General features: G+C 66.8%; 15 protein-coding genes. 5 read left to right on the top strand and 10 right to left on the bottom strand.

Annotated elements, in window-relative coordinates; translation table 11 throughout:
* Positions 1-36: 36 nt before the first annotated feature.
* Both ILT42_RS01010 and ILT42_RS01005 read right to left on the bottom strand, forming a co-directional pair.
* A complete protein-coding gene (locus ILT42_RS01010; protein WP_204213446.1) occupies positions 37-1731 on the bottom strand; it encodes a calcium-binding protein in 1695 nt (564 codons plus the stop codon).
* Positions 1732-1901: 170 nt separating this feature from the next.
* The gene (locus tag ILT42_RS01005; RefSeq protein ID WP_204213445.1) at positions 1902-2714 is read right to left on the bottom strand and encodes a DUF3750 domain-containing protein; all 813 of its coding nucleotides are present in this window, start codon (positions 2712-2714) and stop codon (positions 1902-1904) included.
* Positions 2715-2887: 173 nt separating this feature from the next.
* On the opposite strand from ILT42_RS01005, the gene ILT42_RS01000 reads away from it, so the two are divergent.
* Together ILT42_RS01000 and ILT42_RS00995 are read left to right on the top strand one after the other, a co-directional pair.
* Positions 2888-3871 (top strand): alpha/beta hydrolase, encoded by a 984-nt coding sequence (locus ILT42_RS01000; RefSeq protein WP_204213444.1) that lies wholly within the window; start codon positions 2888-2890, stop codon positions 3869-3871.
* 88 nt (positions 3872-3959) lie between these two features.
* Complete coding sequence (locus ILT42_RS00995) at positions 3960-4586, top strand: LysE family translocator (protein WP_204213443.1); 627 nt, start codon at positions 3960-3962, stop codon at positions 4584-4586.
* Between the two features lie 22 nt (positions 4587-4608).
* Here the strand turns inward: ILT42_RS00995 and scpA are convergent, their stop codons facing one another.
* The 4 genes from scpA to ILT42_RS00975 form a co-directional block, all read right to left on the bottom strand.
* On the bottom strand, positions 4609-6777 hold the full coding sequence (scpA, locus tag ILT42_RS00990) for a methylmalonyl-CoA mutase (RefSeq protein WP_204213442.1): 2169 nt from the start codon (positions 6775-6777) through the stop codon (positions 4609-4611).
* Between the two features lie 56 nt (positions 6778-6833).
* Positions 6834-7199, bottom strand: a complete 366-nt coding sequence (locus tag ILT42_RS00985; RefSeq protein ID WP_204213441.1) for a hypothetical protein — start codon at positions 7197-7199, stop codon at positions 6834-6836.
* Positions 7200-7260: 61 nt separating this feature from the next.
* A complete protein-coding gene (locus ILT42_RS00980; protein ID WP_204213440.1) occupies positions 7261-9264 on the bottom strand; it encodes a methylmalonyl-CoA mutase family protein in 2004 nt (667 codons plus the stop codon).
* Positions 9265-9458: 194 nt separating this feature from the next.
* Entirely contained in the window at positions 9459-9842 is a 384-nt protein-coding gene (locus tag ILT42_RS00975) for a DUF2267 domain-containing protein (protein WP_204213439.1), read from the bottom strand.
* Between the two features lie 132 nt (positions 9843-9974).
* Here ILT42_RS00975 and ILT42_RS00970 point away from each other — a divergent pair, with 132 nt between their 5' ends.
* Positions 9975-11516 (top strand): helicase HerA-like domain-containing protein, encoded by a 1542-nt coding sequence (locus ILT42_RS00970; RefSeq protein WP_204213438.1) that lies wholly within the window; start codon positions 9975-9977, stop codon positions 11514-11516.
* A 214-nt stretch (positions 11517-11730) separates the two neighbouring features.
* Positions 11731-13116: a dipeptidase gene (locus ILT42_RS00965; RefSeq protein WP_204213437.1), complete on the top strand. Its 1386-nt coding sequence runs from the start codon at positions 11731-11733 to the stop codon at positions 13114-13116.
* Positions 13117-13164: 48 nt separating this feature from the next.
* On the opposite strand, the gene ILT42_RS00960 is transcribed toward ILT42_RS00965, so the two are convergent.
* On the bottom strand, positions 13165-14256 hold the full coding sequence (locus ILT42_RS00960; RefSeq protein WP_204213436.1) for a serine hydrolase domain-containing protein: 1092 nt from the start codon (positions 14254-14256) through the stop codon (positions 13165-13167).
* Positions 14257-14424: 168 nt separating this feature from the next.
* On the opposite strand from ILT42_RS00960, the gene ILT42_RS00955 reads away from it, so the two are divergent.
* On the top strand, positions 14425-14904 hold the full coding sequence (locus ILT42_RS00955; protein WP_204213435.1) for a YkgJ family cysteine cluster protein: 480 nt from the start codon (positions 14425-14427) through the stop codon (positions 14902-14904).
* A 9-nt stretch (positions 14905-14913) separates the two neighbouring features.
* Here ILT42_RS00955 and ILT42_RS00950 read toward each other — a convergent pair whose 3' ends face one another.
* The 3 genes from ILT42_RS00950 to ILT42_RS00940 are packed head-to-tail and all read right to left on the bottom strand — an operon-like array spanning position 14914 to position 18046.
* Positions 14914-15795 carry an efflux RND transporter periplasmic adaptor subunit gene (locus ILT42_RS00950; RefSeq protein WP_204213434.1) on the bottom strand — a complete coding sequence of 294 codons (882 nt, stop codon included), beginning with the start codon at positions 15793-15795 and terminating at the stop codon, positions 14914-14916.
* Positions 15796-15806: 11 nt separating this feature from the next.
* Positions 15807-16007 carry a DUF1656 domain-containing protein gene (locus tag ILT42_RS00945; RefSeq protein ID WP_204213433.1) on the bottom strand — a complete coding sequence of 67 codons (201 nt, stop codon included), beginning with the start codon at positions 16005-16007 and terminating at the stop codon, positions 15807-15809.
* Complete coding sequence (locus ILT42_RS00940; protein WP_204213432.1) at positions 16004-18046, bottom strand: FUSC family protein; 2043 nt, start codon at positions 18044-18046, stop codon at positions 16004-16006. The genes ILT42_RS00945 and ILT42_RS00940 overlap by 4 nt, the downstream gene beginning before the upstream one ends.
* Positions 18047-18173: the final 127 nt, after the last annotated feature.

Raw genomic sequence — 18173 nt, 5'->3', positions numbered from 1 at the left:
CAGCTTTAGCGGGCCACGCGGATTCACGCCAGCCGCTCAAACGATCAGGAAGTCCGCATGCGTGAGGGTAGGTTTCTTGTCGAACCGGGCGATCTGGACGGCAGCCGCCGCGCCGTCGCCGTCTCGGTCGTACCAGAGGATGCCCTTCCCCTTGTCGTAGACGATGCGGTCGTTCCCGACGTGGGCCGCCTCGCTGACGTAAAACGCGGCCTTCTTGAGGGCGCCCTTCGGGCCGATCTTGCCGAAGGCGGACTTCGCCAGCTCGATGGTGTCGTCGGCGCTGCTGAAGCCGCTGATCGTATCGACGTTCTTGGCCGAGGGCCTGGTGTCGAACACGAACGCGTCCTTGCCGGCGCCGCCCTTGAGCCAGTCGAGGCCGCCCTTGCCGTAGAGCCGGTCGTCGCCCGCCCCGCCATGGAGCTTGTCCCGTCCGGCCTTGCCGAGCAGGAGCGAGTCGCTGCTGCCCGCATAAACCGTGCCGCCCTTGGCGCTCTGCACGGCGACGATCTGGTAGGATTTGCCGACCGGGACAGGGATGGGGGTTGGTGTCGTGGGCGACGTGGCAGGAGGGGTCGGCGTTCCGGGCGTCGGATTGCCGGGATCGGCAGCGCCGATATAGACGACTTCCTCGACCTCATAGAAGCCTTTGGTCGATTTGAGCGTGGTGTAGACGATGTCGTAGCCGCCGTTCGGGGTCTCCCTGATCTCGTCATCCTCATGATCGACGTAATATCGGTCGTTGCCCCCTCCGCCGATCAAGGTGTCGGCACCGCCGCCGCCATTCAGGGTATCGTTGCCCTTTCCTCCGACAAGCTTGTTGCCGCTGGCGTTGCCGGTGAAGTTCGCCTCCGACGTCCCATCGATTGTTTCGAGAATGAGATGTTCGATGTTTTTGACCGTGAGTTTATGACCGAGACCCGTCGCTTGTTGGGTTTCCTTCTGCAGGTCGACCGTTAGGATGCCGCGGCTTCTGATCGTGAGCGTGTCCACGCCACCTCCGCCGTCGAAGAAATTCGTGAGAGTTTCGGGGGTGTAAGTAGCTACCGGTTCGTTGTCATACTTGAACCTCTCGTCGCCTCCACCACCCGTTGCGTGATTGTCACCGCTACGCAGGTCGATGAGCCCGGTCACCGTGCCGGTGCCACTGTAGACGTCGCCCTTGACGTTGCCGGTGACGTTGCCTTCGATGATGCCGGAATTGCGGATGTCGGCGGACGCGAGGAGGCCTGAGACGAGAATGTCGCCCTGGATCAAAAGGCGATTCTCGACGATGCGGTTCCCGTCACCGGCCATATCCAGGGCCAGGGTGTTATCGACATTCTTGATGATGCCTGTATTCGTGAGGTGAACCTTGGACGTACCCCCAAAGCTGAGCGCGGCTGCGCTGCTCGTGGACACGATGCTGCCGCCGTTCATGATCGTGTGTGTTCCAACTGCGAAGTAGGACGCTTTGCCGCCACTGACGACGCCTCCCGGCAGAACCGTGAGGTCGATGTTGCCGTGTGCCGTGATGGCTTCCGCCGACAGGGAGACTGCCGCACCCGCGATGGAGACCACGTAGGTCCAGTTGGAGTTGATGGGTGGGCGGAGGTTGATGGCATTTCCAACCGGGTTGTTCGTTCTGAGAAGTCCGTCGGCCGCGATCGTCACGCTGTCGTTCTTGGACGTCTCGAAAGCGTGCAAGTTCGCATCGCTGATGGAGTTGCTAGCGGAAAAGACATAATCCGTCACAGGTTTACCCCCTCGAAGCGTTGTGCTCTACTGTCGAAGAGACCATAAACGTTACGTAATATTAAAACAACTCATCGTAGGGTTGAGTTTTCGCTTCGGAATGCCGCAAAGGCAGGTGTGGCAAGGGACTGGACCGCTTCCGCGACATTCCCGCGCAGCCCGGAACCCCTCTACCAGACGACCGGGTTCATGCCGATCCGGCCCCAGGCCGGGATCTTGATCGCCGGGCGGCGGACATCGAGACCGGCGGTCAGGCCCATGAAGTCGATCTCGATGCCCTCGACCCAGCCCACCGACAGACCGGCATAGCCTCCGAGCGAGACCTGGACGCCGGTGCGGCTCGGGGTGAGGCCGACGATGTCCGTGAGGGGCTGCCAATCCTTGCCGAGGGCGGTCGGGGGCAGGGCGGCGCTGAGTTCCGGCACCGAGCGCATCACGTGGGCAACGAAGGTGTTGGAGTTGGGGCCTGGCCAGGCGTTGTAGTCGCCCGACACCTTGTAGGGGTAGCTCGCCACGGCGGCGCGGATCGTGGGGATCAGGGCCTCGGCCTCCCGGCCCTCGATGAACACGATAGGGTGGGGGACGTTGCCGAACCACCGTCCGTCCGCCACCCAGCCGTTGGTGCGGATGGGGCTGCCCCAGCCGACCTTGTCGTAACGGGTATAGGCCGTGGCGCCGGGCTCCTTCACCACCACCCAGGTATGATGGGCGAAGATGCCCCGCCAGCGACCCACGCGGGCCGCGTAGACGGCCACGATGGCCTGGGGCGCTTCAGAGGCCGCGGGGAGCAGCTTGGCGCTCGACCAATCCGCATTGCGGTAGTTCGGCGCCACGTCGTCGCGCAGGGCCCACCAGACCGCATGCGTGGCCAGGGGCAGGATGAACAGGGCGAGGATGACGAGGAGGATGCGGGCGGCGAGAACCATCGTCTCCAAGGTATGGGTCGGCCGCCCCCGCTTCAAGCGGGCGGCTCGCCCGCTCATGAAGTGTTTACCATGATGGCCGAGGGTGTTCCCCCGCACGGCGGCTCTGCCTTGCGCTTGCCATCATCCGGGGCAAGACAGCAGACCCGTCACGTCGTCCCGTGACCGCCCAGGCCCGATTGGATTCGACCGTTCCCGTCATGTTTCATCGATATTCCCAGCCGGCTCGCTTGATGGCCGCCGCCGTCCTCACCCTGTCCCTGGCCGGCTGCTTCGGGGGCGACCCAGAAGTCGCCGGGGCCCTGGTGCCGTCGCGAACGGCCGATATCGCCCGCGATCCGACGGTGCTCGTGGCCACGACCCGCATGCCGGCGGGCGACCCGGTGCAGAAGCCCTGGTTCACGGGTCAGCGTTCGCCGGATCTGATCTTCGCCAAGGCCCGCATGAACGTGCCCGATACCGATCCGTCCATGATGACCCGCGTAGCTTCCATGGTGTCGGACGATTGGGGCGTGCGGAAAGTCGATGCGCTTACCCGATCGGACGCCGCCCATGCCTTCTCCCAGGCGGCCCTGGGGCAGGACGTCCTGCTCTACGTGCACGGCTACCGGGAAAGCTTCACGTCCGCCGTCAGCTCCGCGGCGCAATTGTCCAACGGCATCGGTTTCCGGGGCGTGACGGGCCTCTTCACCTGGCCGTCCGCCGGATCCACCTTGAGCTATGTCAGCGACCGCGAGAGCGCCATGTGGTCCCGCGACGCCATGGAGGACCTGCTCACGGCCATCGCCAAGTCCCCCAGCGGCGGCCGCGTGAACATCGTCGCCCACAGCATGGGCACCCTCCTGACCCTCGAGGCGCTGCGCATGGTGCGAGCGGATGGCGGCGAGAGCGCCATGTCGCGCATCGGCGCGGTGGTGATGGCGGCACCCGACATCGACATCGACCTGTTCGCCCGCGGCCTCGAGCGGCTCGGGCCGGATGCCCGCAAAATCACCGTGATCAGCGCCACGAACGACCGGGCCCTGGCCGTGTCAAGCCGGCTGGCGGGCGGCATCGTGCGGGCCGGCGCGGCCGAGCGCGAGCGCCTGGAATCGCTGGGTGTTCGCGTGGCGGACGCATCGGAGTTTTCCAGCTCCATCGGCATCAACCACGACCTGTTCCTGTCGAACCCGGACGTGCAGCAGGTGGTCAAGCGGGCGATCGAGCGGGTCCTGTAGGGCCTTTCGCCGGGCGCAGCGCTGACGCGAACCGGGAGATGACAAGCGGCCGGGCCTATGGCTTGATGAGCGGACGAAAGGCTCTTTCATGTCCATTGAAACCTGGCTCGCTTTTGTTGCCGCCTCGGCCGTCCTGCTCGTCATTCCGGGGCCGACGATCCTGCTCGTGGTGTCCTATGCCCTCGGCCAGGGCTGGCGCACGGCGCTCCCCATGGCGGTCGGGGTGGCCCTCGGCGACTTCACGGCCATGACCCTGTCTCTCCTGGGGCTGGGAGCCGTCCTGGCGGCGTCCGCGACCCTTTTCACGGCGCTGAAATGGCTGGGGGCCGCCTATCTGGTCTGGCTCGGCGTGAAACTCTGGCGGGCGGGTGGCGCGATGGACGCGAAGCCGCGCAAAGATGCGGCTTCCGCTCTCAAGATGCTGGGCCATGCCTGGCTCGTGACAGCGCTGAACCCCAAGGGCCTGACGTTCTTCGTGGCCTTCCTGCCCCAATTTCTCGACACAAAGGCGGCGCTTCTTCCGCAACTCGGGATCTTCGGCGCGACCTTCCTGACTCTGGCCTTCGTCAACGTGCTGGCCTATGCCCTCGTCGCATCCCGGGCGCGAAGCGCGGTTCGCAACCCGCGCACCATGAGCATCGTCAACAAAACCGGAGGCAGCCTGCTGATCGGCGCGGGTGTCGCAACCGTTGCGATGCGAGCGGGGCAGGGATAGAGGGATCCGACGTCGCCGGGTCTTACTCCGCTGCCTGCCTCGGCTCGTAGCCCAAGCGCTTGTTCAGGTCGTGGATGAGGTTCACGGCCGCCTCCGCGATCACGGTGCCCGGCGGGAAGATCGCGGCGGCGCCCGCCTCGTGAAGGGCCGCGAAATCCTGCGGCGGGATCACGCCACCCACCACGATCATGATATCGTCCCGCCCATGCTCGGCCAGCGCCGTGCGCAGTTCCGGCACCAGCGTCAGGTGGCCCGCCGCGAGCGACGAGACGCCGACGATGTGGACGTCGTTCTCGATGGCCTGACGCGCCGCTTCCGCCGGAGTGGCGAAGAGCGGGCCGATGTCCACGTCGAAGCCGAGATCGGCGAACGCGGATGCGATGACCTTCTGGCCCCGGTCGTGCCCGTCCTGGCCCATCTTGGCCACCAAGATGCGTGGGCGGCGGCCGTCGTCGTGTTCGAAGGCTTCCACGAGAACACGCACCTGCTCGACGGCTGGCGATGTCACTCCCACCTCCCGCTTGTAAACGCCCGAGATCGACTTGATCGAGGCCACGTGACGGCCCCACACATTCTCCAAAGCGTCTGAAATCTCGCCGACTGTCGCCTTGGCGCGTGCCGCTTTTACGGCGAGATCGAGCAGATTGCCGGCTCCTGAAGATGCGCCCTTGGAGAGCGCGTCAAGGGCCGCGTCTACATCCGCTTGGTTACGCTCCCCGCGCAACCGCTTCAGCTTGTCGATCTGGCTCGCGCGCACAGCGGCGTTGTCGACTTTCAGGATGTCGATGGACGCTTCGTCGGTGGGCTTGAAGGCGTTCACGCCCACGATGGTCTGATGGCCCGAATCGATCCGCGCCTGGGTGCGGGCGGCGGCCTCCTCGATCTTCAGCTTCGGGATGCCCGCCTCGATGGCCTTCGCCATGCCGCCGAGCGCCTCCACCTCCTGGATGTGGGCCCAGGCTTTCTGCGCGAGCTCATAGGTCAGGCGCTCCACGTAGTACGAGCCGCCCCACGGGTCGATGATACGCGTGGTGCCGCTTTCCTGCTGCAGGAAGAGCTGCGTGTTGCGGGCGATGCGGGCCGAGAAATCGGTGGGCAGCGCCAGCGCCTCGTCGAGCGCGTTGGTGTGCAGAGATTGCGTATGGCCTTGGGTCGCCGCCATCGCCTCGACCTGCGTGCGGATGACGTTGTTGAACACGTCCTGGGCCGTCAGCGACCAGCCGCTTGTTTGCGAGTGTGTGCGCAAGGGCAGGGACTTCTCGCTCTGGGGGTTAAAGCCCTTGACGAGCTTCGCCCAGAGCAGGCGCGCCGCGCGTAGCTTGGCCACCTCCATGAAGAAGTTCATGCCGATGGCCCAGAAGAAGGACAGGCGCGGCGCGAACTGATCGACGGTGAGACCCGCCTGGATCCCGGCGCGGATGTATTCGACGCCGTCGGCCAGCGTATAGGCGAGTTCGAGATCCTGCGTCGCGCCCGCCTCCTGCATGTGGTAGCCGGAGATCGAGATCGAATTGAACTTCGGCATGTTCTGCGAGGTGTACGCGAAGATGTCCGAGATGATGCGCATCGACCCCTTGGGCGGGTAGATGTAGGTGTTACGCACCATGAATTCCTTGAGGATGTCGTTCTGGATCGTGCCCGATAGCTTGGCCTGGGGCACACCCTGCTCTTCGGCCGCCACGATGTAGAGCGCGAGCACGGGAAGCACCGCGCCGTTCATGGTCATGGACACGCTCATCTGGTCGAGGGGAATCCCTGCGAACAGCGTGCGCATGTCGTAGATCGAGTCGATGGCCACACCCGCCATTCCCACGTCGCCGGAGACGCGCGGATGGTCGGAATCGTAGCCGCGATGGGTGGCGAGATCGAAGGCGACGGACAGGCCCTTCTGGCCAGCCGCGAGGTTGCGCCGATAGAAGGCGTTGGAATCCTCCGCCGTGGAGAAGCCCGCATATTGCCGGACCGTCCAGGGCTGGTTGACGTACATGGTCGGGTAGGGACCGCGCAGATAGGGAGCGATCCCCGGATAGGTGTCGAGAAAATCGAGGCCCGCGCGGTCGCCGGAGCCATAGGCGGCCTTCACGGCGATGCCCTCGGGCGTCAGCCAGGGCTCGGCGGTCTCGGAGGCCGGGGAGGGCTGGGCAGCCGCGTTCGCCCAGTCGAGGGCCGAAAAATCCGGAATGCGTGTCATGGCCTCAATTCTAGGGCAAGGACCCGACGGATGCTACTCGACCAAGGCCGCACCCGTCAGCCTCTCTTGTCGGCGTTCCACTGCCCCGAACAGGCTCGGCCCCCGGAGGTCGTCCAGGTGCCCGTGCCCCTGGTACCCGACAGGCGTCCGCTCACGTTCGCCCGGTCCTGGCCGCGCGCGATGCCCGCCGACACCGCGCCGTTGGGCTGCACGCTGCCGGTGATGTCGAAGGCCTCCGGGCCGCCATAACGGGCACGGCCGTTCTCCACGACGATGGTGTAGCGATAGGCGCGGTCGCAATTGCCCTGCTGGGTCACGACTTCCACGCTCCAGGTTCCGTCATAAGCGCGGTTCTGGGCCAGAGCCGGGGCAGCAATGGCGAACAGCGCGAGGGTCGACGCGCCAAGGCACAAGAGCCGCATGAAAACCTCCGTGAGCGGTTGGGGCTCGGTCAACGTGGGGGCGCCGGGACCGTTCCTGGCCTCACGAAGCTGTGCGAAGCGCCTCTTCCAGGGTCGCGAGCACGTCGCAGCCGGCGAACACGAATGCCGACACGCCGGCGGCTTTCAGTTCGTCTTCTCGATCGCCCGGCCGCCCGGCCAGGTAGATCGCCAGGGCGCCGGCGCGCCGAAGCGCCTCGGCGGCGGAGGTGGCCTGCGTGGCGTAGATCTCGTCGGACGAGCAGAGGCAGGCGAGGCGTGCGCCGCTCTCCCGGTAGGCCTCGACCATTTCCTCCAGCGACGGGAATCCCTCGTTGGTGATGGCTTCGATGCCGCCGGCCTCGAAGGCGTTGCGGGCGAAGGTCGAGCGGGCCGTGAAGGCCGAGACAGGACCGAGATTGGCCAGGAAGACCGCTGGTCTGCGGCCGGTCTCCTTGAACACCTGGTCCGAGCGGTCCCGCAGGCGCTCAAAGGGTTCGGGGACGCGGTGAGCCGTCAGGGGCGCAATGGCGACCGGACCGGGACCGGGAGCGGTCGCGGCGAGCTCCGCGAGGCTCGCGCCACCGGCCGCGTCCGCCACGAGCGACGCGAAGGGCGCGCGGACGGCCGCTGCCGGGCGGCCGGAGCCGGTGAGGGGTGAAGCGGCGCCTTCCGGGCGCTTTCTCGCAGGTCCGGGAGCCCTGGCGTCGCCGGAGGTAGCGGGAAGCAGCACGGCCACCTCCGTCTCGCGGATGTTGGGGAACTCGCTCGTGCCGGTGATGGGGTCCCGGCGGGTGGCGATGGCCTTGTCTCGGGCGGCGCGCACCGCCGCGATCCGGTCTTGGATCGTCCCCTGGGAAAGGCTCGCAACGATGCCGCCCTCGCGCTCGATCTCCTGGAACAGGCCCCAAGCCTTCTCGCACAACTCGTCCGTGAGCGCCTCGAACCCGCCTGCCCCTGCGGCCGGGTCGGACACCCGCCACAGATTGGCCTCGTCGAGCAGGATGAGCTGGGTGTTGCGGGCGACCCGCCGGGCAAAGGCGTCCGGGAGGCCCAGCGCCGCCGTGAACGGCAAAACCGTAACGGCGTCCGCCCCGCCGATCCCGGCCGAGAAGGCCGCCACCGTCGTGCGCAGCATGTTCACCCACGGGTCGCGCCGGCTCGTCATGCGCCAGGCCGTTTCGGCATGGAGGCGGAGCGGCAGGGGCTCCAGGCCGCAGGCCTCCTCGACCCGGGCCCAGAGACGACGCAGAGCCCGGAACTTCGCGACGGTCAGAAATTCGTCCGCATCCGCCACCAGCAGGAAGGCGAGCCCCTTTCGCCCCGCATCGAGCGAGTGCCCGCCGGTCTCGAAGGCGCGCAGATAGGCGAGGCCCGTGGCGAGCACGGCCGCGAGTTCCTGCGCCTCGCTGGCGCCCGCCGCATGATAGGGCCGCCCGTCGGCCAGGAACGTCCGCCCCGTGAATCCCTTGTCGTTCAGGCCCGCCAGGGTTTCGGCGCAACGCCAGGCGACATCCTCCCAGGAGGCCGAGAGCTTGCCGTGGGCCGCCATGGCGCCGATGGGATCGAGGCCGAAATCCACGGACAGGGACGCAGGCGCATGGCCTCGCCGCTCGGCCAGCGCCACGAACAGGGCCGCTACCTGCCGCCCGTGTCCTCCCGCGTCGAGGCGGATATGGACGAGGTCGAGCATCACGCCCGACAGAGCCCGGTCGAGATCGTCGACGGATCGGATCTCGACCCCGAAGCCGTAGCCCGCGGGAGCCCCAGCGGTCACGAGGCTCAAGGCGTTGGCGCCGCCCTCGAGATCGAGAATCGCCAGCTCTCCGGCCTGGGCGGGGTCCGGATGGTCGACCCGCTGCGACACGAGCCAGGGACCCCGGCAGGGGCGGCCCGTCGGCACACCGTTCTCGGCCTTCCCATAGAGAGGCTGGATCGCGATCCCATCATAGGTCCGCCCCACGAGCTTTTTGGCGAAATCCGCACCCTTCAGCACGCCTTCCACCCGCCCGAGCCATTGCTCGCGGGTCGCATCGGGAAAATCGGCGGCAAGAGGGAGGGTGTCCATGCGGGGCCTCATTGTGGGGATCGCGTCGGCGTGTCCTGCCCCCAATGGGCGCAAACGGACCGGAGGTCTATTGGACTTGCGGTTGATGGCGCCGGTCGGGCCGGACTCCCTCGGGACTGTGTCCCCGGAAGCGATCCGGGGACGACGTCGTGCGCGCGGCGCGGGAGGCCGGACGGCGGCCCGAGGGGCGGCCCTCAGACGAACTGCGTCAGGCCGGGGATCGAGCCGACGATGGGGCCCATCACGTCCTCGCCGGCCTTCTCGCGGCCGTAGGCGAAAAGCTCCTGGCCCAGGGGCTGCATCTGGCCCATGGAGACGCCCGCCGACATCAGCTGGCCGCCCAGCGCCATCACGCCGCCGCCCATGGAGCCCATCATGCCCATGAGGCCTCCGCCTCCCCCGCCGTTGCCGGCCTGGGCGATGACATCCTCCGATCCCGGAAGAGCCGCGATGAGCTGGTTGACCTCGTTCGGGGGGCCCTCCTTCTTCAGGAAGGCCAGGATGAGGCCGATGGCCTTTTCGGCTGTCGCGGCGTCGAGGCCCGTCTTCTGGGTGACGCGGGCGAGTAGTTCTTCCATGAAATTCTCCTGATGCGTGGTTCGCAGGTTGCGCACTAGGTCGGGTTCGGGGGCTCAAAATCAAGTCCGGGCCTCCGATGGAAACCGGCGGCCGGGTCTCCTATAAAGGTGAGGGCTGCCCGGAGGAACAGGATGCTCCAAGACGGAAAGATCTTCATCGGCAAGGCCGGCGAAAAGGCCGAGTACCTGGACCTTCGCCTCGCCAACCGCCACGGCCTGATCACGGGCGCCACGGGCACCGGCAAGACCGTGACCCTCCAGGTTCTGGCGGAAGGGTTTTCCAACGCGGGCGTCCCGGTCTTCGCGGCCGACATCAAGGGCGATCTCTCAGGCATCGCGGCCCCCGGGAACGCCAAGGACGCTTTCGTCAAGCGCGCCGCCGAAATGGGCCTGGACTACCGGCCGGACCAGTTTCCGGTCGTGTTCTGGGACCTGTTCGGCGAGCAGGGCCATCGGGTGCGGGCGACGGTGTCCGAGATGGGCCCGCTGCTGCTCTCGCGGCTCCTCGATCTCAACGACGTGCAGGAGGGCGTGCTCAACATCGCGTTCCGCATCGCCGACGAGCAGGGACTGCTGCTCATGGACCTCAAGGACCTGCGGGCCTTGCTGCAGCTCATCTCCGAGAACGCCGCCGAACTGACCACCACCTACGGCAACGTGTCGAAGGCCACCATCGGCACGATCCAGCGACAGCTTCTGGTTCTGGAGAACCAGAAAGGCGACGAGTTCCTGGGCGAACCCGCGCTCAACATCAAGGATCTGATGCGCACCGACCGCGATGGACGCGGGATCGTGAACATCCTGGCCGCCGACAAGCTCCTGAACAACCCGCGCCTCTACGCGACGTTCCTGCTCTGGCTCATGTCGGAGCTGTTCGAGGAGCTGCCCGAGGTGGGCGATCTCGACCAGCCCAAGCTGGTGTTCTTCTTCGACGAGGCGCATCTGCTCTTCACCGACGCGCCCCGCGCGCTGATCGAAACCGTGGAGCGCGTGGTTCGCCTGATCCGCTCCAAGGGCGTGGGCATTTACTTCATTACGCAGAACCCGGCCGATATTCCCGAATCCGTTCTGGCGCAGCTCGGAAACCGTATCCAGCACGCCCTGCGCGCCTATACGCCGCGCGAGCAGAAGGCGGTGCGCGTGGCGGCCCAGACCTTCCGGCAGAACCCGGCTTTCGACACCGAGAAAGCTATCACGGAGCTGGGGGTCGGCGAGGCCCTCGTCTCGACCCTGGAGGGCAAGGGCTCGCCGTCCATGGTGGAGCGAACCTTCATCGCGCCGCCCATGGCGCAGGTCGGGCCCATCGACGCGGCCGAGCGCCAGCGGATCATCGCGTCGAGCCCCATGAAGGGCAAGTACGACCAGACCATCGACAGCGAATCCGCCTACGAGATGCTGGCCAAGCGCGCCGAGAAGGCCGCCGCCGACGCCCAGGCCGAGCAGGAGGGCGGAGGCATCCTCGACATGCTGGGCGGCCTCTTCGGCACCGGCCCGGCCCGCAAGGGCTCCATGACCGTGACCCAAAGGGTCACCCGCGAGGTGACCCGCACCATCGTGAACCAGACGGTGGGCAATCTCGCGGCAGGGATCGGCAAGTCCATCGGGGGACGCCAGGGCAGCTCCATCGGCCGGGCCATCGTTCGCGGGACCCTGGGCGGGCTCTTGAGGCGGTGAGGTTGCACTCGTTCCCTCCCCCTTGTGGGGAGGCCTAGGGTGGGGGTGTGAGCGGCCACATCGAGCCAGCGTAGTGCCAACACCCCCACCTCCAACTCCTCCCCACAAGGGGGAGGAGAGTCCGTCGCGTTCACCCCCTTGCCCCAAGTCCCCGATCGGATGCACCTTGCCGTCCGCCAAGACCCTAAGATTCCCTCCAACAGAACGAAACCTCATGTCTCAGCTCGACCAAGTTCTCGCCAAGATCGATTCGGATCTCGATGCCTCTCTCGCACGGCTGTTCGAATGGCTCCGGATCCCGTCGATCTCCACCGATCCCGCCTACAAGGCCGATTGCCGCCGGGCCGGGGAATGGCTGGTGGCGGATCTGAAGGGCCTGGGGGTTGATGCCTCTTTGCGCGAGACGCAGGGCCATCCGGTCGTGGTCGGCCATGCCAAGGGCGCGGCCGCGCCGCACGTCCTGTTCTACGGTCATTACGACGTGCAGCCGGTGGATCCGCTGGAGCTTTGGGACACGCCGCCCTTCGAGCCCAAGATCGCGACCCTGGCCGACGGGCGCAAGGTGGTCAGCGCCCGCGGTTCCTCCGACGACAAGGGCCAGGTGCTCACCTTCGTAGAGGCCTGCCGCGCCTGGAAGGCCGTGACGGGTTCGCTGCCGATCAACGTCACCTTCCTGGTCGAGGGCGCCGAGGAGGACGGATCCAAATTCCTTCCCGAATTCATCGAGGCCAACAAGGACGAACTGAAGGCCGACGTGGCCCTCGTCTGCGACACCGGCATGTGGGACCGCGATACGCCCGCCGTCACGTCGTCGCTGCGCGGCATGGTCTACGAAGAGGTGAAGGTCCGCTGCGCCGACCGCGACCTGCATTCGGGCACCTTCGGCGGCGCCGCCCAGAACCCGATCCACGTGCTGTCCAAGATCATCGCGGCGATACACGACGAGAACGGGCGTATCACCATCCCGGGCTTCTACGACGGCGTGCCCGAGACGCCCACGCAGATGCTGGAGCAGTGGCGCGGACTCAACCTCACGGAGGAGGAGTTTCTCGGGCAGGTCGGCCTGAAGCACTCCGCCGGCGAGAAGGGCCGCATGCTCATCGAGCAGATCCAGTCGCGCCCCACCTGCGACGTCAATGGCATCATTGGCGGCTACACGGGCGAGGGCACCAAGACGGTGATCGCCTCGGAGGCGAGCTGCAAGGTCTCGTTCCGCCTCGTGGGGGACCAGGACCCGGCCAAGATCGCCGAGAGCTTCCAGGCCTTCGTGCGCGAGCGCATCCCCGCCGATTGCTCGGTGGAGTTCATCCACCACAAGGGCTCGCGAGCCCTGTCACTCCCGCACGATTTCTCGGCGCTGACCGTGGCCAAGGGCGCCCTGCACGACGAGTGGAAGAAGGAGCCGATCGTGATCGGCATGGGCGGTTCGATCCCGGTGGGCGGCGATTTCAAGCGGACCCTCGGCCTCGACACGCTCTTCGTGGGCTTCGGTCTCGATGACGACCGCATCCATTCGCCCAACGAGAAGTACGACCTCCAGAGTTTCCACAAGGGGACCCGGAGCTGGGCGCGAATCTTGGCGGCGCTGGCCCAGAAATAGCCGAATCCCTGTCGAGCCGCGCCCGGCGCTGAGCCGGGCCCGGCCGCATCAGCTTCGTCCGCCGGCCGGCGAGGCCGCAGCGGCATCGTCTCTCGCGCCGCTGACGGCCGGGATGATGCCGTTCGCGAGCAGGGCGTGGAGGTCGCGCACATAGCCGGTTCGCCCGGAGGGCGCGGTCGGATCCGAGGTCATGACCACCGTGAGGCCGAGGCTTGGCACCACATAGAGCATCTGGCCGCCATAGCCCCATGCGTAGTAGATCGTGTGGTCCCCAGCCTGGCGGATGAACCAGCCGTAGCCATACGAGTCGCCCGTGAACGGGGATGCGGTCCGGGGTTCCCAGGATGCCTTGACCCAGCTCTCCGGCACCACCCGCCGGCCGTCGATCATGCCGCCTTGCCGGTACATCTCGCCGAAGCGCAGGAGAGCGCGCGGCGACAGGGCCATCTCGTTGCCGCCGAGATAGATGCCTTGCGGGTCGCGGGTCCAGGCCGCGACGTCGATGTCCAGCGGTTTGCCCAGCCACTCCCGTGCTAGATCCAAGGTGCTGTCCCTCGAGACGCGGGTCAGGATGGCTGAGAGCAGGTGAGTGCTGCCCGTGGAATAGAGCATCCGCCCCCCAGGCTCGTCCACGAAGGGTCGGGAGAGGACGTAGCGCACCCAGTTGGGGCTTTCGATCCAGCGCCCGTAATTCGCGCCCGATGTCCGCTCCAGCCCCGCCCGCATCGACAGAAGGTGACCGATGGTGATCCGCCCGAGGCGCGGGTCGGGATCGGGGGGTGCGCTCCTGTCGAGGAGGGCGACGGCGGGCTGGTCCACGCCGTCGAGAAGGTCCTTCTCGATGGCGATGCCCACCAGGGCGGACAGGATCGTCTTCGAGGCGGATTTCACGTTCACCGGCCTGTTGGCCGCCGGCCCGCGGAACACCTCCTCGGTCAGGACGGTGCCGTTTTGCGAGATGATGAGGGTGCGCAAGCTCGGAAAAGCCCTGGCGCGCTCCAAAACCGGCGACAGCCGAGCCGGGTCGGCGCTTGCGGTGCCTTGCGCCGGGGGCGAGGCCCTGTCCTGGGCGAGCGCCGCCGGTCCTGAAAGCGCCAGGGCGAGGCAGACGGGCAAGGCGAAGTGAAGCGCGACGCGCATCGGCGGATCTCCTGTCGGGTCCCCTTGCACATGGTCGGTCGCCCGGGCCGCGCAACCAAGTCCCACGAGAACGTGAGGTTTCCTCCACCGAGGCTTCCGGGGAGGATTCGGGCTATTGAAATGGCGGCTCGCCGGTCCATGATAGACCAGAGACGGCAAGGAGCGCTTATGGCCGAGAGAGTGATCAAGGACGACCAGCCGCGCACCTACTTCGATTGTACCAAATGTCCGGCCTTCTGCTGCTCGATCTACGAGCGGGTGACCGTCACCAAGCGCGACATCAATCGGCTGGCCAAGCATTTCGGCGTGTCCGTCGAGGATGCGAGGCGGGATTACACCAAGGATTTCGAGGGCGAGCGCGTGCTCAAACGCGTGAAGGACGTCATCTTCGACGAGACCTGCATGTTCCTCGATCAGAAGACGCGTGGCTGCACGATCTATCACGGCCGTCCGGGCGTCTGCCGCTCCTATCCGGGCCGGTCCCGGTGCGCCTATTACGATGTGCTGAAATTCGAGCGGATCCAGCAGGGCGACGAGAACGTGGTGCCGGTCGTCAAGATCATCTTCCGCGAGGTCGAGGAGGTCGAGGTTTCCGACGAGGACGGCACCGAGGAGATCTACGAGTGGAAGGAGCGGACGGACCGCTGAGGCTCAGGCTCACGGTCGCGGTCGTTCGCCGTCCCGTACCACCACGGTCGCCGTCATGCCGGCCGTCAGGCGCACCGTTTCAGGCACGACGTCGAGGCCGATGCGGACCGGGATTCTCTGCGCGAGGCGCACCCAGTTGAAGGTGGGATTGACGTTGGCTATGAGGTCCGCGGTGCCTTGCACGGTCTCCCGGTCCACGATGGCACGCGCGACGCTCTCCACATGGCCGCGCAGCTCGTCGGGATACCCCATCAGCTGGATCGTGACGGGGTCTCCCTCGCGGATGTTACGGATCTTGGTCTCCTCGAAATAGCCGGCCACATAGAACGAATCGCTGTCGACGACGGCCAGCGAGGCCCGGCCGGCGGTGGCGTAGTCGCCGGGATTGACCAGCAGGTTCGTGACGTAGCCGTTCACGGGTGAGCGCACTCCTGCGCGGTCGAGGTTGAGGCGAGCGGTGTTGAGGGCCGCGGACGCCTCGTTGTAGGCGGCTTCCGCCGTGGCCACGGCGGTTTCGGCCTGCTCGCGGGCCTCCGCCGTGATGGCTGCGCTCGACAGGCGGGCACGGCGCTCCAGTTCGCGGCGACGCTGTTCGCGCTCTTCCTCCCGCCCCGACAAGGCCGCCTCGGCCTGCGCCAGCGCGAAACGGTAGCGGGTCGGATCGATGGTGAACAGGATGTCGCCTTTGCGGACGGCCTGATTGTCCTTCACGAGCACCTGAGCGACCTCTCCGGACACGTCGGGCGCGATCTCAATCACGTCCGCACGCACGCGGCCGTCCCGTGTCCAGGGATTGTTCGTGTAGGTCAGCCACGCGAACCAGCCCGCCGCGACCGCCAGGGCGACGACGAAACTGGTGATGACGAAGCGGGCCGTTCGAGAGAGGTTCACGGAAGGGGATCCTAACGAAAGATCGCGATGACGATGACGGACAGGATGAGGCCGTAGAGGGCGGTGTTGAACAGAGCCGCATGCCAGACGAAGCGGTAGATTCCGACGGCGCTCAGGCCCTCGCGCAGGACGTACCAAACGGCGAAAGCCGCTGCCGCGTAGGCGAGGAGTGGCGGCACGAATACGCCGAAGAGGTCGATTTCCTTGATCATGCGGGCGTTCTTTCGCTCAAGGGCGCCGGCAGCATCGTGGGCGCCGCCACCTCGAAGAATCCGGCATGGCGGTGCAGGGCGCTGGAGATCGCGACGAGCGCGGTGAGTGCATCTTCCGCCGCCGGACTCGGCCCGTGGGACAGGAGAGCCGTGACGGCGCGGTCGATGTCCGGCAACGAAGCGTTGGCGGCCTTGCCGTTCTTGAGATGCCGGAAATGGCGGGAGAGGGCGTTCAGCGACTGCTCGACCATACGGCCGGCCCCCGGCTCAAGCCTTGGACGAACGCGCTGCAGGGTTGTGAGGTTCAGGCCGATGCGCAAGGCCGCAAGGCTGCCGCGCAGCAGGTCGCGCTGAGTCGGATCGGCGCCATCGAGGCGTGTGAACAGGGCGTTGATCCGGTCGAACATGCGTCCGGCGAAGGCTTGGCGCGAACCGGATGAGCCTGGATCGGCAAGAACCTGGAGCTCGCGCAGGATGCTTCGGCGGATGCGCCTCACCGTCCAATCCACGCCGAGCGGCCGCAGGAGCCGGAAGGCCAGGATCCCGGCCACGAGTCCCGTGAGCAGGGCCAGGGTCGAATTGACGAACGCGGCGAAATCCGGGGGCGTGCTCGAATTGGTCAGCCCGATGAGCGCCACGAGATTGAGGCCGAGCGGCGTCACCTGCAGGCCGAGGCGTGGCAGCGCCAGCAGGATGCCGAACGGGATGTAGAACGGGATCAGAACCATGACGAGCGACGCGAAGCCGTCGATGCGCGGCAGCACCGCGAAGGCGTAGACGGCGGCCGCAAGGGCCGAATAGATCGTCATCTTCAAGAAGTTGGCGGCCGCCGTCGCGGGATCGTCGAGGGACGCCAGGATGCTGCAGATCACGCCGCTGAAGATCACGGCGGAGCTGCCCTGGGACCAGCCCGTGGCGATCCAGAAGGCCGATGTCGTCAGGACGGCGGTGGTGGACACGGCCGCTGCCACCGCCGCCAGGGTGAAATCGCGGTCCCGCGCAGGCGAGGGCGCCGCCTCCCGGACGGCTACGGGCCTGCCAGAGAAGAGCGCGTCCCGCCATTCGAGGACCCGCTGCCAGGTCTCCAGAACGTCCGACAGGCGCAGCAGGATGTTGCGGACCAATATGGTCTCGCGGTCCCGGACGAGGTCGGCGAAACGGGGCGTCCGGGTGGCGATCGTGGCGCGAAGTTCCTCCACGGAGGCGACAAAGCCGGGTGACAGGGACGCTTGGTGGTCCAAGAGGTCTGCGACCTGACCGAGGAGGGGCTGAAGCGCCGCTTCCTTGGCCGGAGCATGCTCCCGGAGCACGGCCATCCGGTCGTGGATCGAGACCAGCAGGGACAGCATGTTGAGCAGCTGTCCCTGCAGATGGCGGGCCACGTCCGCCGCGGCACGGACGGACGGCGTGTCGAAGGCCGAGAAGACCCGAAGCGCGTCGAGGGCGATGACGTCCGCGATCATGCGCTGCTGGTCGTCCAAAGCCTTCTCGTCCCGGCTTCGACCCCGCAAAACGTCCCCGATCCAGAGCGAGACCGCCCCGATCGTGGCCTCGACCGATCCCTTGAGGGCGGTGCCGGCCGTCTTCGGAAAGACGAGCTGGCTCACCAGGGTCGCGCAGCCGATGCCGAGCAGGATCTCCAGGCAGCGTCCGATGGTGTAGTCGAAGGCCGTGTCGGGCGCGAGGGCGGAAGGGATGCCCACGATGGCGGCCGTATAACCCGACAGCAGGGCCCCGTAGGCCGCGGGCGCATCGCGCAGCAGGACGGACGTGAACGTACAGGCTCCGATCCAGAGGGCGAGCGCCAGGAGAAAGACCGGACCGTTCTGGGCAAACAAGCCCACGAGGACGAGAGCCGTCGCCCCGCCCATCACCGTTCCGACGACCCGGAAGAGGGATTTGGCCACCACCATGCCGGCAATCGGCTGGGAGACGACGAACACCGTCAGCATCGCCCAACTGGGCTGGGTCAGGCTCAACTTGAAGGCGATGAACAAGGCCAGCACCGCCGCGCCGAAGGTCTTGATCGAGAAAACCACCTCTCGCCACCCCGGCTGCGGCATGAAACTCGTGCGCCTCTCGATGGATCCGCATTCCCTTTTCGGCTCGTGCGGAGCATGGTGATTTCGTGGAGGTAGGCCCCCGGGGGGGGGGATCAAGCCACCC

Origin of the sequence: Microvirga pudoricolor (genome assembly GCF_016892705.1) — a bacterium.
Classification (GTDB): Bacteria; Pseudomonadota; Alphaproteobacteria; order Rhizobiales; family Beijerinckiaceae; genus Microvirga; species Microvirga pudoricolor.
This window is presented reverse-complemented; position numbering and strand designations above follow the sequence as displayed.

What these genes read in the sequence shown, in the direction of transcription:
- ILT42_RS01005 (WP_204213445.1), bottom strand. Translation starts at nt 2,714, where the DNA reads ATGAGCGGGCGAGCCGCCCGCTTGAAGCGGGGGCGGCCGACCCATACC.
- ILT42_RS01000 (WP_204213444.1), top strand. Translation starts at nt 2,888, where the DNA reads ATGGCCGCCGCCGTCCTCACCCTGTCCCTGGCCGGCTGCTTCGGGGGC.
- ILT42_RS00995 (WP_204213443.1), top strand. Translation starts at nt 3,960, where the DNA reads ATGTCCATTGAAACCTGGCTCGCTTTTGTTGCCGCCTCGGCCGTCCTG.
- scpA (WP_204213442.1), bottom strand. Translation starts at nt 6,777, where the DNA reads ATGACACGCATTCCGGATTTTTCGGCCCTCGACTGGGCGAACGCGGCT.
- ILT42_RS00985 (WP_204213441.1), bottom strand. Translation starts at nt 7,199, where the DNA reads ATGCGGCTCTTGTGCCTTGGCGCGTCGACCCTCGCGCTGTTCGCCATT.
- ILT42_RS00980 (WP_204213440.1), bottom strand. Translation starts at nt 9,264, where the DNA reads ATGGACACCCTCCCTCTTGCCGCCGATTTTCCCGATGCGACCCGCGAG.
- ILT42_RS00975 (WP_204213439.1), bottom strand. Translation starts at nt 9,842, where the DNA reads ATGGAAGAACTACTCGCCCGCGTCACCCAGAAGACGGGCCTCGACGCC.
- ILT42_RS00970 (WP_204213438.1), top strand. Translation starts at nt 9,975, where the DNA reads ATGCTCCAAGACGGAAAGATCTTCATCGGCAAGGCCGGCGAAAAGGCC.
- ILT42_RS00965 (WP_204213437.1), top strand. Translation starts at nt 11,731, where the DNA reads ATGTCTCAGCTCGACCAAGTTCTCGCCAAGATCGATTCGGATCTCGAT.
- ILT42_RS00960 (WP_204213436.1), bottom strand. Translation starts at nt 14,256, where the DNA reads ATGCGCGTCGCGCTTCACTTCGCCTTGCCCGTCTGCCTCGCCCTGGCG.
- ILT42_RS00955 (WP_204213435.1), top strand. Translation starts at nt 14,425, where the DNA reads ATGGCCGAGAGAGTGATCAAGGACGACCAGCCGCGCACCTACTTCGAT.
- ILT42_RS00945 (WP_204213433.1), bottom strand. Translation starts at nt 16,007, where the DNA reads ATGATCAAGGAAATCGACCTCTTCGGCGTATTCGTGCCGCCACTCCTC.